Source organism: Fibrivirga algicola (assembly GCF_011742925.1).
In the GTDB taxonomy this organism is placed as follows: domain Bacteria; phylum Bacteroidota; class Bacteroidia; order Cytophagales; family Spirosomataceae; genus Fibrella; species Fibrella algicola.
In genome coordinates, this window is sequence record NZ_WAEL01000001.1 from 1,241,768 (window position 1) to 1,254,441 (window position 12,674).

The 12,674-nt window shown below is 53.5% G+C and carries 13 protein-coding genes; 1 reads left to right on the forward strand and 12 read right to left on the reverse strand.

The features are described from left to right. The first annotated feature begins 290 nt into the window (after positions 1–290). The gene (locus F7231_RS05170) at positions 291–1,565 is read left to right on the forward strand and encodes a flavin-containing monooxygenase (protein ID WP_166691137.1); all 1,275 of its coding nucleotides are present in this window, start codon (positions 291–293) and stop codon (positions 1,563–1,565) included. Between the two features lie 315 nt (positions 1,566–1,880). On the opposite strand, the gene F7231_RS05175 is transcribed toward F7231_RS05170, so the two are convergent. The 12 genes from F7231_RS05175 to F7231_RS05230 form a co-directional block, all read right to left on the reverse strand. Further along, positions 1,881–2,333 carry an NUDIX domain-containing protein gene (locus tag F7231_RS05175; protein ID WP_166691138.1) on the reverse strand — a complete coding sequence of 151 codons (453 nt, stop codon included), beginning with the start codon at positions 2,331–2,333 and terminating at the stop codon, positions 1,881–1,883. Positions 2,334–3,005: 672 nt separating this feature from the next. Further along, positions 3,006–4,031, reverse strand: a complete 1,026-nt coding sequence (locus F7231_RS05180) for a hemin-degrading factor (RefSeq protein ID WP_166691139.1) — start codon at positions 4,029–4,031, stop codon at positions 3,006–3,008. Positions 4,032–4,046: 15 nt separating this feature from the next. Then, positions 4,047–4,844 carry a heme ABC transporter ATP-binding protein gene (locus F7231_RS05185; protein WP_166691140.1) on the reverse strand — a complete coding sequence of 266 codons (798 nt, stop codon included), beginning with the start codon at positions 4,842–4,844 and terminating at the stop codon, positions 4,047–4,049. A gap of 4 nt (positions 4,845–4,848) precedes the next feature. After that, a complete protein-coding gene (locus F7231_RS05190) occupies positions 4,849–5,937 on the reverse strand; it encodes a FecCD family ABC transporter permease (protein ID WP_208295525.1) in 1,089 nt (362 codons plus the stop codon). A gap of 2 nt (positions 5,938–5,939) precedes the next feature. Further along, positions 5,940–6,800 carry a heme/hemin ABC transporter substrate-binding protein gene (locus F7231_RS05195; protein ID WP_166691141.1) on the reverse strand — a complete coding sequence of 287 codons (861 nt, stop codon included), beginning with the start codon at positions 6,798–6,800 and terminating at the stop codon, positions 5,940–5,942. Positions 6,801–6,823: 23 nt separating this feature from the next. Then, the gene (locus tag F7231_RS05200; RefSeq protein ID WP_166691142.1) at positions 6,824–7,174 is read right to left on the reverse strand and encodes a hypothetical protein; all 351 of its coding nucleotides are present in this window, start codon (positions 7,172–7,174) and stop codon (positions 6,824–6,826) included. Positions 7,175–7,183: 9 nt separating this feature from the next. Further along, positions 7,184–7,522 carry a DUF6686 family protein gene (locus tag F7231_RS05205; protein WP_085414379.1) on the reverse strand — a complete coding sequence of 113 codons (339 nt, stop codon included), beginning with the start codon at positions 7,520–7,522 and terminating at the stop codon, positions 7,184–7,186. Between the two features lie 126 nt (positions 7,523–7,648). Next, complete coding sequence (locus tag F7231_RS05210) at positions 7,649–8,281, reverse strand: HmuY family protein (protein ID WP_166691143.1); 633 nt, start codon at positions 8,279–8,281, stop codon at positions 7,649–7,651. Between the two features lie 9 nt (positions 8,282–8,290). Further along, the gene (locus F7231_RS05215) at positions 8,291–8,656 is read right to left on the reverse strand and encodes a PepSY-associated transmembrane domain-containing protein (protein ID WP_166691144.1); all 366 of its coding nucleotides are present in this window, start codon (positions 8,654–8,656) and stop codon (positions 8,291–8,293) included. Beyond that, complete coding sequence (locus F7231_RS05220; RefSeq protein ID WP_166691145.1) at positions 8,653–10,749, reverse strand: TonB-dependent receptor plug domain-containing protein; 2,097 nt, start codon at positions 10,747–10,749, stop codon at positions 8,653–8,655. Before F7231_RS05220 ends, F7231_RS05215 begins: the two co-directional genes overlap by 4 nt. Before the next feature lie 177 nt (positions 10,750–10,926). Further along, positions 10,927–11,463, reverse strand: coding sequence for a ferritin (locus F7231_RS05225; RefSeq protein ID WP_085414375.1), 537 nt, complete (start codon positions 11,461–11,463; stop codon positions 10,927–10,929). A gap of 64 nt (positions 11,464–11,527) precedes the next feature. Beyond that, entirely contained in the window at positions 11,528–11,893 is a 366-nt protein-coding gene (locus tag F7231_RS05230; protein ID WP_166691146.1) for a hypothetical protein, read from the reverse strand. Between the last annotated feature and the right edge of the window lie 781 nt (positions 11,894–12,674).

Sequence of the window (12,674 nt, forward strand, 5' to 3'; positions counted from 1 at the left end):
GGATTGAACAGGTACGCTCACGGAGTGAGTCATTAGTCAGCATCATGTTTTAATCGCCTGCGGCGTACCCACCGATGAACCCACGTTCCTGGTTTGTTACTCCTTATTTGCTTCAGTCTCACGAAAACGCTCGTGCTTGAGATGAAGGGCCAACCCTGTAATGGCTTTTTAATTGGGGCGTTAGTTGGACGCTCACTTTTTTAATCCGAAACAAACACTGATCTTAGCTACTTGCTGCACAGAGATAACGGTCTAGTAAACAGCCTTGGGAACCTTGACTCGATTTGCCTATGAGTAAGCCTGTACTGGACGTCATTGTGGTTGGCGCGGGGCATGCGGGCCTTAGCGTCAGTTATTACCTGGCCAAACAAGGGGTTCCCCATCTGGTCTTTGAGCAGGGACGAATCGGGGAAACCTGGCGGTCCCAGCGGTGGGATGCGTTTAAGATGAACTCGGCTAACAAATTAAATCTGCTGCCTCAACAGACCCCCTATTTTGACGACCCCGATGCCTTTGCTGAAGCGACTGAATTTGCGCTGGCGCTGGAAACCTACGCCCACCAGGAAAATTTGCCCGTTCGCGAATACTGTCGGGTAGTGTCTGTCCATACCGACCAGGAACGAGGTGTTTTTCGAGTTTTCGTTTCGGAGGCTGGCAAAGACACAGTCTATCTCAGCCGACGGCTAGTGATCGCTTCGGGGAGTCAAAATAAGAGTTGGGTCCCCGATTGGGCCAATAACTTGACCCAATCAGTGGTGCAACTACACGCCAGTCAATACAGAAATGCTCATCAACTCCCAGCTGGAAATGTGTTGGTGGTGGGGAGCGGCCAATCCGGCACTCAGATCGCCCAAGATTTGCTGCGTTCGGGACGCCACGTTTTTCTGTCGACGGCCCGGGTCGGCCGGATACCAAGACGCTACCGGGGCAACGATATTTTTGACTGGCTGGTTACGATTGGGTTTTACAATACGTCTACTGAGGAGGTTACTGACCCGTCTTTGTTCACGGTCAAAAACCCGCAGGTCTCGGGAGCCGGGCAGCGAGGGAAAACCTCGAGCTTACAGTCTCTGGCCAGAAGTGGAGCCATTATACTAGGTCGGGCCGACAGAGCCGAAGGAGATACTATTTTTTTTCAGCCCAACTCGTCGGCTAACGTCAGGTACGCTGACGAATTTTCTCAGCATGTGAAACAGCGCATCGACGAGTACATTCAAGAAAATAAGGTGTTGGCTCCACTTGCCGATATTGATCTGGATGATGTGCCCGACGAAGAAGCCGCCTGCGCGTCTGCGTTGAGGCAACTAAATCTTGTACAGGAGAGGATCACTTCCATTATTTGGACGACCGGGTTTAGGGGTGATTTCAGCTACCTGCCCCTGCCGGTGCTCAATGCCGAGCGGTTACCCAAGCATCGAAATGGGATTGGCGCCGTGGAGGGCCTTTATTTTATCGGACTCCCCTGGTTGAGGAAACGGCAATCGGCCATCGTATTGGGGATCCAGGAAGATGCAGAATTTATTGTTAGTCACATCCTAGAAAGTGGCTTACCTAGCAGTCGATAAAGGGTGGTCCAAATGATCTCGCTTCTTGTCATTAAAGCGATTGGACCGTTTTGAAGCGCTGATTCAGCAAAATCTGACCGTCCGAATTCGTAGTGTTTTGATCGTGTGTTACCTACAGAGTTGAAATCGGCGTCTCATCATACGCTCCCTCTTGAGACGAAGAAGCCTTTATGAATCTGTTTAATACCCAAGCTGTTTGATGAGAACTATTCGTAAACTGAGTTTAACTGTATAGCCATTATACTACTAGCCTTGGCTTAATCGCTTTCGTTAACCATCTCGTTACGGAATAGCCCAGCAACTGCGTGTGAACGATTATCTGACGAAGGCTTCAGATGTCAAGTTGAGGGCATCGGTCAACCAGTGCGCGTTCAGTTGGGCTAACGCTGCGGGGAGGGCATCAACACTGAAGAGACCCAGTTGTATCGTCTCCTCGTTGGCAAACACATCCTTAAAATCATCCAGTAAACGGCCCCGGAAGTACGTGGTGATGTACTGAACTGATTGATGCGCGTAATGGTATGTTTGTGATGCCGGGTCTGAATAGACCCCAATCAGTTTATCAATGCGAATAGTGAGGGCAGTTTCTTCCTGTATTTCGCGGTAGATAGCCTGCTCAACGGTTTCTCCAAACTCAACATGACCGCCTATCAGTCCCCACTGTTCAACGTCACGCCGTTTCTGAAGCAATACTTGCCCTCGCTTATCAAAGATGATGGCGGCAACAGCAGGAAGGATTGATTGAGTGGCGGGAGCGAAGGGGTTCATATCGATTCTGACGTTGACATGTGAGGCTCCAGTAAAAGTAACGGAGAGCGAGCGCATAAACAGCGAGTTGGCAAAGGGTCGAGGTGTATCTAATAAATTCTTACAAATCCCTCTTAAGCATTAGACGACAGGACTCTTATCTTACCGCTTTTTAAATGGGGCGTTTCATAAGAAGAACCAACTTATAGATCGAAAGCTGCTTTAATTGACATAAGGCTAATTGCTGATTAAGTCAACCTACAGGCAACCCAACTATTGTTTTCTGCATCTTCGCTTTACTTGTTCACTAGTTTACAGCTACGATGAGGAAAACTTTACTATTCCTACTGCTTGGTATCTGTGCCGCCTGTAGCACTACCCGGCCCCATTAGAACTAGCGATGGCAAGAAGCTACCCAATAGCATCGCTGAAGTCCGGCGACTAAACATCAATGGCACTAAACAATTCCTCACTATACGGGGAACTGATCGAACCAAACCCATCTTGTTGTGGCTGCATGGAGGGCCTGGTGGGGTAGCCATGCCCCTATATCACCGCGTTTTCAACCAGCTATTACGGCGACGGCAGTTTGTAACTGCTCCACGTGGGGTTAAGAGACAGACTAAAGGTCAGTCCGGTCCCGCAGCGGGTCTACAGTAGAGGGAAAGTGGGCTTTACAAGTCTTGACATAACCTATACTAACGCGTCATCCACCACTGCCTGCCAGCTCTCGAGCTCAGGCTTGCCCGGTTTCCGCTCACCGAATAATAGCGCTACGTTCTGGCCGTCTTTGTCGAACAGTTCGAGGGCAGTTACAATGCCGTCGGCGGTGGGTTTACGGGTAAGCCAGACCTGATCGACCAGCGTTTCGTTGAGGTGGAGATTAAACGTCGGATCGAGCACGTTGTACCACGGCCCCATTTGCACTAGTTTCTTCACCCGCCCGGTATGAATTTGAATGCACCCCGGATTCGACACAAACACCATGATCGAGACGTCGCGCTCAGCAGCCGTGGCGAACACCTGTTTTAACACATCCATCGACAGCAGTCGAGTATGACCTTCCGGAGCCAATCGTAGTCCCTGCTGTCGCCCAACGCCATATTGCCGGAGCAATCCGAAAAATTCGTGCGTGTCCTGCATGGCCAGCCAACTTGTCTGAAAACCAGCCACATCGATGGCTGAGTCGGCTTTATCCGTCACTTTTTCGTCGGGAGCCGTAACGGAGATGCTGTCAGATTGATCGTCGGACCAGAAGTCGGTTACCAGTTTTCCGTAGGCGGTCAGGTCTGATTCGTCGGTCAGGTATATTTTATGGATGGCCCCGCCCTGCGCATCAAAAAACTGGAGGCTCCGCCGGTCGTTTTCATTGACCGCAAACCCAAACTGCCAGCGGTTCATGAATAGTCGCAGGTCAATATCGGGGCCTAATACCAGGCCTACATGGTTGTTGAATGACACCTTCTCGTACACGCCTTTGCGTTCGTGCACCAGCGCATCGTTCCGGGTCAGGGCCATTACATTGCCCAGCGCAGGCACCTGTTTGAGCAGATCACGAAAGTCACCCGCCAGCCGGACAACCGTGTCGCCAACGCCCGTAACGAGCAGCTCGGCTTCACTAACGCCTAGTTGGTTCGCCGCGTCGCGGATGCGTGATTTGGGATGTTGCTGGCGAAAATCGGCCCAGCGTGTTTTGAGCGAGAGTGTGTCGGTAGTCATAAGGCAATGCGTTGTTTAGTGGCTGAAAGCAGCCTGAAAGTTGGGAATAGGAACAATCAGTGGACACTGATGGCAGGGATTATCGAGCAGCTGTACGGGCAGGCCAAACACCCGTTCGATGATGGGGGCAGTCAGCACGTCACGCGTCGTACCGTAGGCTTCCCGCCGACCCGATTTGAGCATTAACATCTGATCAGTATATTGAGCGGCCATGTTCAGATCGTGCAGCACGGCCACCACCGCATACCCCCGACGGGCCATTTGGCGGGCTACGTCGAGCATGTGGTGTTGATGAAGCAGGTCTAGTCCGGTAGTGGGTTCATCAAGTAGAAGCAGCGCGTTGGGTACGTCCCAAACCTGGGCCAATACGCGGGCGAGCTGCACCCGTTGCTGTTCGCCACCCGATAAGGTAGACACGATCCGGTCGCTGAACGCCCGCATACCTACGGTGTCCAGCGCAGCTTCGGCAATGGCATGATCAGTTTGGGCGGGGTGTGAACCGTAGTGTGGATATCGGCCCATCAGCACCAGTTCACCCACCCGAAACGGAAACGTCATGGTGTTTTGCTGGTGGAGCATGCCCCGAAGTAGGGCCAACTGCTCGCCGGTGTAGCTACGGAGTGGTTTCTCTAGCAAATCGAGTGCACCGGCGGCGGGCGTTAACTCACGCGCACAGAGCTTGAGCAGAGTCGATTTCCCCGCCCCGTTGGGGCCTACAATGGCGAGCATTTCACCCGCCCGTGCCTGAAAAGAAACATTGTTCAGCACTGTTCGGGCACCGATTGTATACGACAGTTGGTTGGCTTGCAGCATGAATTTAGGTCGTTGCGCGTTCCTTGATCAGCATCCACAGAAAAACAGGCGTACCCAGCAGGGCCGTGAGAATGCCGATAGGCAGTTCGGCCGGAGCAACGATCGTACGGGCCAGCGCATCAGCAGCCGTTAGCACGATAGCGCCGCCCAGTGCCGAACCGATCAGCAAACGCCGATGGTCGGAGCCAGCCACCAGCCGGATCAGGTGCGGAATGACCAGCCCGACAAATCCGATGATGCCCGCCACCGCTACCGACGTACCCACGGCCAGCGTTGCCAGCACAATGACCCGGCGTTTCAGACTGGTCACGTTGACGCCCAGCATCGCCGCCTGACTTTCGCCTAGCGCCAGCAGGTTCAACGATTTGGCCAACCTGGGCAGGCCCAGCAGCACAACGATAGTAAACGGCAGTATGGTCAGCACGGTGGTCCAGGTGGCACCGCCGAGGCTGCCCAGCGCCCAGAACGTGATAGTGCGCAGTTGCTCGTCTGTAGCCAGGTACGTTAACAGGCCTGATAACGCACCCGCCAGCGCATTGATGGCGATGCCCGCCAGCAGCATGGTCGTCACCACCGATCGCCCGGCCACCCGCGCCAGCCGGTACACGAGTAGCGTGGTGCCGCAAGCCCCCGCAAAAGCAACCAGCGACAGAGCATAGTAGCCGAGCAAGCCACTCAGTTTCTGGAACAGCGTCACTTCCAGCACGATCATGCCCACGGCGGCCAGCGACGCCCCTGACGAAATTCCGATCAGGCCCGGATCGGCCAGGGGGTTACGGAACAGACCCTGCATGGCAGCCCCCGCCACGGCCAACCCGGCCCCGATGAGTAACCCCAGGCAAACGCGCGGCAGGCGAATCGTCATCAGAATGGCCGTCTTCGTTTCGTCAACGGCCGTTGTCAGTCCCAGCGAATGGCCCAGAATAGCGAGAACTTCAGATGGCGAAATAGCCACAGCCCCAACCCCGACGGACAACAGGATCGTGACAATCAAGCCCCCAATCAGCACAGTCATCAGCCAGGGGCGATGTAGGGCGGCAACGGGGCTGTTTTGCCGGCTTACTGTCGGAGCAGTGAGCGTAGTAGCTTCCATGATTACAACGTACCTGCCGGGCCGATTTTACGCGCCAGTTCGCCCAGGGCTTTACCTAGTCGGGGCGTAAACCCGGTTAGCAAATGACCATCCATCGTCACGAATCGATTGGTTTTGCCCGCATTCGTTTGGGCAACACCAGGTACGTTCACCAGACCATTGGCACCACCCAAGCTCTCCAACCCGCTATCGAACAAGAGAATAATATCAGGGTTGGCGGCTACCAGGGCTTCGGTCGTCAGGGGTTTGAAATCCTCGAATTGGGGCGTCGCATTCTGGCCACCCGCCAGTTCGATCATCTTTTCAACCGGCGTATTATGCCCGGCCACAAACATGGTCCCGGCGCCGCGGGCGTAGATAAACAGCACTTTCGGCCGCCCAGCCGCTTTTTGCACCTTCGCCAAATCACTTTCCATCCGGCGAATCACAGCACGGGCTTTGCTTGGTACGCGGCAGGTAGTGGCAATGTCGGTAATCAGTTTTTTGGTGCCTTCCACCGAAAATTCCTGCTTAAACGTGATCACCTGCACACCCGCCGAACGCAGTTGATCGAGCACCTCAGTTTTGGTGCCCGCTTTTTCGGTAGTCAGCACGAGGGTAGGTTTCTGGGTCAGTACCCCTTCGGCCGAGATGTTCCGGTTGTGACCCACTTTAGGCAGTTTTTGCAGGCTTTCCGGGTACGTGCTGGTTACATCGACACCCACAAGACGGGCCTGTAACCCCAGATCGCACAGGATTTCGCTCACGGTACCATCGAGCGAAACAATTCGGGGTGGTGCCTGGGCGTAGGCAATTCCGGTAGCAATCAGCCAGCTGAAGACGACGCTGAGCAGGGTACGTTTGACTCGATGTAAATGGCTCATTGGTAGTGAATTTTATGGTTTTATCAGTTCGGCGACAGTCTGCCGCGCATGAGCAGGTCCAGATCGAGGCGCAGGCAGGCCAGGTTCAGGCCGCGGGCCAGCTGATCGCGTTCACCTTCGGTCAGGTGGAGGCCGATTGCCTGGAAACCCGCCCTAACCATCGTGTCGCGTACATCGAGCAGGCCAATTACATACCGACTAGTCTTGGTCATGCTATCGAGCCGACGAATCAGCGCGTAGAGATCGGTCAGGTTCAGGGCCATCGTGATGTTTCGGAAATACAGTTCAATTTCTCCGCAGCAGCGGCATTGAGCGAGCAGCAAGCCGGGTTCTTCAACCAGGATGCGGTGCGATGGGTGCGGAATAGTCTGCATAACAACCAATCAGTTCAGGCGTTGGCTCAAATTCAGAATACGTTCGGCTTGCAGTATGGGAGCGGCTTCGTTCAACAGGGCACAAAGACTAATCAGATCGTTGTCAGAAAAGAGCAGGAAGTAGTTCGGCATCGGCGTCGGCAGCATTAGCTCCTTCCCATGCGTCGTATTGATCGGGCGCATCGCCAGCCGGTTTTGCATCATCTCAACAAAGGCTTCGAACTGATCGAGCGTCAGACAAAACAGCGAGTTCTGAAAGGCTACGTTGATAGTGCGGCAACCGGCACACATACCAACGTACCCAAATCCATTCTCAGCAAATGTTCTAAAGCGGTGATTGTGATTCATAACGAGCGCAATAGCCGTATGGCCGGTTAATTGGAATATCGGGTTTACTGTGGTGCCTGCGCGGGCGGCCGGGCCAGAAAAACCAGCCGCCACGCCAGGACTTGGGTTACCGCTTTCGCGGCAAGGTCAATTGAGTTTCGTAGAGCCGTCGGGCTGGTAGGCGTACCGGAAGGTGTAAAAGCGAGACCGGCTGGTAGCGGTAGGCGTGGCGGGCGCGTTTTCGTAATAGCTAAGAATTTCCACTTTGGCGTATTTGCCATCACCCGTTCTGATCACCAACACCCGACCCGGAATCGGCGAGATGATGTTTGTAGACGAATTATAATTGTACCAGCCATTCCCCGAAACAGTTGGAATAGCTAGTGCCAATGACTGATCCTGGGCGAACGTGGTTGATGTGGGCACAGTCGTCAATTCCTCGAACGTACCTGTGTATACGTAAGCGCCCCCCTGCCCGCTGCGAATTGGTCCGCCATTGACAATAATACTGGTACCCCGAAACCCGATGTCCCATTTGTTACTGGCCGAATCGGTGCTGGCAATGGTCTTGTTCTCGCGCAGACTGTAGAATGTGTATTTATTGGTAGAGCCGGTTGGCCGCCCCGTAACGGGATCTGTGCCTGTAGTTGGGTCGGCAGGTAGATTGGTCACTGTCTGCGCCTGAACGGGAACAGCGACTGGGGTGGGCTCTTCTTTTTTGCAGGCAACTGTGGTGGCGAGCGTAGCAGTCAGCAGCAGGATGTGATACGTGGTTTTCATTGGAGTAAATCAGAGTATATGGTATTGAGTAATGCGTAGTGAGGTGCTTGTCAGATCTTCCGTTCGGAGATTCAGGTACACCAAAAAGTAGGAAGGATCGAAGTAAAGGAAAATGGCTTGAGCCGCCTTTTCTGGCCCCGAAAACAGCACCGCATTCAGGGGCTTACCCGGTAATGGCGCCGTAGCGATTGCCTGTAATTTCGACGGTGGTAAAAAGGCGGCCTGCCGCGCATCAACGTACCTGAATGGCTGGGTTGCGTTCTGAATTTTTTCCTGACAAGCGTGCAGACAGCCCCTTATGCTGATGAATACTGCAATCCCGGCGGCCAGTCTAAACCAGACATGAGGCAGGCGTATGTTTTTTTCAAGCCTCATACTTGTTTACTGGTAAGCTTACGTACCCAGTCCCAGCGGAGGCTGGCGTACCAGAGCCGCCCGGCCAGTGAGGGTATGAATTGTGGATCAGTGTAGCCCGTCAGGTTGTCGATACCCGCCTGGATAGTAAGCGTCTTGATGGTTTTGGACGCGGTGAAGTGCCAGGTAACGTACCCAGGAACATACTCGCCCGCTTCGTCAAGAATCAGATTGCCGTTGGTATCGGCAAAGCCATAACGACTCCGGTAAACGCCACGAACCGAAGCGGACAAACCGCGTTTGGGCAATTCGTAGAAAAACTTCAGGTTGGCCATGTGCTTCGACCGGTTCAGCAGTCCGCCATAATCAGCCAATTGAACGCGTTCGGTAAGCAGGGTAGTTGGGTTACGGCGGAATACCTGCCCATTACGGATGTTGTCGATAACGGCCTTGTCTTTGGCAGCCAGGTATTGATAACCGCTACTAATCGTCAATTGCCCCGCCCCAACCGCCAATCGGTAACTGCCGTCCAGTTCGGCTCCCTGCGTGAAGACCCGGCTTAGGTTGGTATAGCTGAACACGTTCTGGCCGTTGGTTTTGCGGGCCACCACCTGCGTTTCAATCAGGTCGCGAATATCATTACGGAATAGGTTGACCGACAGGCGTAGCGGTAGGGCGTGTTTCTTTTGAAAATCGGCCACAGCTCCCAGATTAAGGGCTACCGAGCTTTCGGCCTTAATGCTGCCGAAACGGGAAGGGTCTAGCAGGATGTCGGCGATCTGCCCCTGCTGTTGCAAGCGGGCAATACCGGCGGCTACTTCCTGCGTACCAAAGACGCTGTAGCCTGCTACGGCATTATCGAAGTTGAGGTAGAGTTGCCGAAAATCAGGTGCTTTGAAGCCCACGCCCGCGCTGCCTCGCAACGCCACCGTCTGACTTACTTCATACCGCGCCGATAGCTTCGGACTGAGTTGAGCGGCGTATTGACTGTGCGCATCGAACCGTCCCCCGGTAATGAGGGTGAACCGCTGCGTCGGCACCCACTCAAACTGAGCGAATCCGTAACGGGTAGTAAACTGCTGCCGACCAGGGTAGCGGGTTGCCTCAACACTCTCGCCAATAAAACCGGCTCCTACGGTTAGGAAATGGCGATTTTGAATCGTTCGCTCGGTGACAACCTCGGCCCGGTTGAATACTTGCCGGAAATAACTATCGTCGTAGGCTTCGCGGGTATCCTGATAAGCCAGCCCGGTCGTGGTCTGGTAGCCAGTTCGGTAGTAGCGGTAGGTCAACTTCCACTTGTCTGATACCTGATGCGTCAATACCGGATTGACAGTGTACTCCTGAACGGTACCCGCACCCGAAACAACGCGCTGGTCGGTCAGGCTAAAGACGTTGTCCTGCTGTTCGGTGAAGAACCGGCCTGATACGCTCAGTTTTAACCCGGCCCCGAACGCCGTCGTCAGCCGTCCGCTGAGGGTATGATTGAGAAACGGCGAAACAGTATTACCCGTCGTTTCTGGATTGAGACTGTACCCCCCCGACTGGTAGCGATTACCAAACAGGTAGAGCCCCGTTTTCCCGGCCCGCAACGATACATCGCCCGTCAGGTCGCTCGTGCGGTTAGCCCCGTAACGGGCTGAAAGACTACCCCTTGTCTGACTGGGGTTTTCGGTGATGATGTTCACCACGCCCGCCAATGCTTCGGAGCCATACAAGCTCGACGATGGGCCTTTCACGATTTCGATCTGCTTGATGTTCCTAACCGTCAGGCGGCTGAGGTCGAGGGTTCCGGCGGTGCGGCCCACCAGCGGTTCACCATCGACCAGAATCAGCGTGTAATCGGGACCGAACCCCTGCACCTGAAGGCCCTGCCCGTGATCATTGACGATGGCTAGTCCTGTTTGTTCCCGCAGAATGTCGTTGAGCCGCAGACTACCCGACTGCCGGATCTGCGGCTGCCCAATTACGGTAACGGGCATGGGCAATGATCCCACCCGACGTTCGGTGCGCGTCGCTGTAACGACTACGGCATCAAGCTGTTTTATGCCCGATGAATCGGGCAACTGCGCTGGCAATTGGTGTGCCGACAGAAAAAGTAAAACAGCTAGCATCGTTGAGTGAGTCAGAAAGTATGCTGCAAACGTAGACCTTGTTTGTATTTATTCCAAATAAAAATTGAGCTTGTTTAGATATTATCTAAATAAATAAATTGAACGGCTAAGCTATCAACAAAAAGAGGCACCCTCCGGAGGGTGCCTCTTTTTGTTGAACTGTATGTCACTCTTCGGTTATTCTTCGTCAAACGGATTCTCGTCGTAGGTAACGCTGGCGAGCTTTTTATCCAGGTAATAAATCTGGTCGGCCGGAATCTGATCAATCAACTCCAGACAGCGGCGGGCGATGTATTCTTCTTCAACCTGCTCTTTTACATACCACTTCATTAACTCTTCGGTTGCGTAATCGCTCTCGCGGCGGCACACCCCAATGACCCGGTTGATAGAATCGGTCACGGTGATTTCCTGTTCAAGCACTGTTTCAAATACCGAGCGCAGGCTGTCAAACTCCTGGACCACGGCGGGTATTTCAGGAGTGTAGGCCGTTGCTCCCTGATCGCACAGGTAATGAAATAATTTCATGGCATGCTCACGCTCTTCTTCCGACTGTTTGTAGAAAAAACCCGCGCTATGGTCATAGCCATTGCGGTCGCACCAGCCCGCCATCGCCAGGTATTTCGACGATGATACCATCTCCAGTTGAATCTGTTGATTTAGCACCAGTTCAACGGGCTGCTTGATCAACGTGCGGAGTCTTTCTAAATCTTTCATTGGTAACTGTTTTGGTGAAATCACTATATCAGACGGGGTAAATCAACATACCGCCACCTATACTCTACACGTTGCCCGACAAGGTGGCACACCCACATTCGCGCAACATACTATTAAGTTCAAGCATTAGATTAGCCCCGCTAAGCAGTTCGCGGAGATGAATGATTTCGCAGAGGGTTAGCACATAGCAACGCTCAGAATGTGGCAGGGTCAGTATCTCCACATCATCGGCGGCATCGGTGCTGAGCGCCATTTGGTGGATATTGACGGTATCGACCATGCGTCTGAACTGCGCAAAATCGCGGGCAGAAAAGGGTGTATGGCTGCCCCAGAACGACAGAACCAGCCGGTTCGTTTTATCGCACTGATAAACGGCCCCCTTGTCGGTCTTGAACACCTCCTGATACGATTCCGGTACGCTACTTTCCATACTAGGTAGATTGATGAGGCAAATATAGGGTCATTTTATCTATTTATATGAAGTCTAAATAAATTTAGATAAGGAACGTAGGAGATCGGGTGGCTTTGTCCGGCAGGTGTAAGCGTGTGTATAGATGTCCGTATTTGTTGGTGCCCCTCTACTCCGTTTGCGAACCAGTCACCACTCAAGGGGTAAAGCAATGGCTGGCGAGCTATCTACGCTAGGTAACTCCCCTATCATATACGCCGGAAATGAGCGGGGCAATGGCAGCGGTCCGGTAGTGTATGGCGGGATAACGGCTGGGATTTGGGCTCCGGTGAGCGAGTAGTTTTGACTTAGTTGGTTCATGATGAGCTAGTTGGCCGTGTTTTAGAAAAAAGTCGGAATATCCAGCGCTGACCTGGCCTATATTCCAAAAACTAATTAGTAATGGCGGGGTAAAATCGGGCCATATAGGGTCTAAAACGTCCTCTTTCGCCCCGAAAGAGGACGTTTTAGGCGGGTGTAAGCTGTTCAGGATAAGTTGCAATAACTACGATTTGGCCCAGGGGTGACCTTCAGCCAGCAGATGACCGTTCAATAAATCGTTCGTTGAATTGGGGACCGCAACCCCTGACCCTGCAAGACCAGCGTTGATGGCTTATGCTGGCCGTAGCCAAACCGGAACCCAGGAAAAGCGGACTGCTCAGGGGGCCAGCCCCGGCAACAGATCAATCAACCCACGTCTTTTGCCACTTCAGGCGGCAAATAGCTCAGCTCGCACAGATGAGCCTTTAGGAGGCCAATTAGC

What these genes read in the sequence shown, in the direction of transcription:
- F7231_RS05170 (WP_166691137.1), top strand. Translation starts at nt 291, where the DNA reads ATGAGTAAGCCTGTACTGGACGTCATTGTGGTTGGCGCGGGGCATGCG.
- F7231_RS05175 (WP_166691138.1), bottom strand. Translation starts at nt 2,333, where the DNA reads ATGAACCCCTTCGCTCCCGCCACTCAATCAATCCTTCCTGCTGTTGCC.
- F7231_RS05180 (WP_166691139.1), bottom strand. Translation starts at nt 4,031, where the DNA reads ATGACTACCGACACACTCTCGCTCAAAACACGCTGGGCCGATTTTCGC.
- F7231_RS05185 (WP_166691140.1), bottom strand. Translation starts at nt 4,844, where the DNA reads ATGCTGCAAGCCAACCAACTGTCGTATACAATCGGTGCCCGAACAGTG.
- F7231_RS05190 (WP_208295525.1), bottom strand. Translation starts at nt 5,937, where the DNA reads ATGGAAGCTACTACGCTCACTGCTCCGACAGTAAGCCGGCAAAACAGC.
- F7231_RS05195 (WP_166691141.1), bottom strand. Translation starts at nt 6,800, where the DNA reads ATGAGCCATTTACATCGAGTCAAACGTACCCTGCTCAGCGTCGTCTTC.
- F7231_RS05200 (WP_166691142.1), bottom strand. Translation starts at nt 7,174, where the DNA reads ATGCAGACTATTCCGCACCCATCGCACCGCATCCTGGTTGAAGAACCC.
- F7231_RS05205 (WP_085414379.1), bottom strand. Translation starts at nt 7,522, where the DNA reads ATGAATCACAATCACCGCTTTAGAACATTTGCTGAGAATGGATTTGGG.
- F7231_RS05210 (WP_166691143.1), bottom strand. Translation starts at nt 8,281, where the DNA reads ATGAAAACCACGTATCACATCCTGCTGCTGACTGCTACGCTCGCCACC.
- F7231_RS05215 (WP_166691144.1), bottom strand. Translation starts at nt 8,656, where the DNA reads ATGAGGCTTGAAAAAAACATACGCCTGCCTCATGTCTGGTTTAGACTG.
- F7231_RS05220 (WP_166691145.1), bottom strand. Translation starts at nt 10,749, where the DNA reads ATGCTAGCTGTTTTACTTTTTCTGTCGGCACACCAATTGCCAGCGCAG.
- F7231_RS05225 (WP_085414375.1), bottom strand. Translation starts at nt 11,463, where the DNA reads ATGAAAGATTTAGAAAGACTCCGCACGTTGATCAAGCAGCCCGTTGAA.
- F7231_RS05230 (WP_166691146.1), bottom strand. Translation starts at nt 11,893, where the DNA reads ATGGAAAGTAGCGTACCGGAATCGTATCAGGAGGTGTTCAAGACCGAC.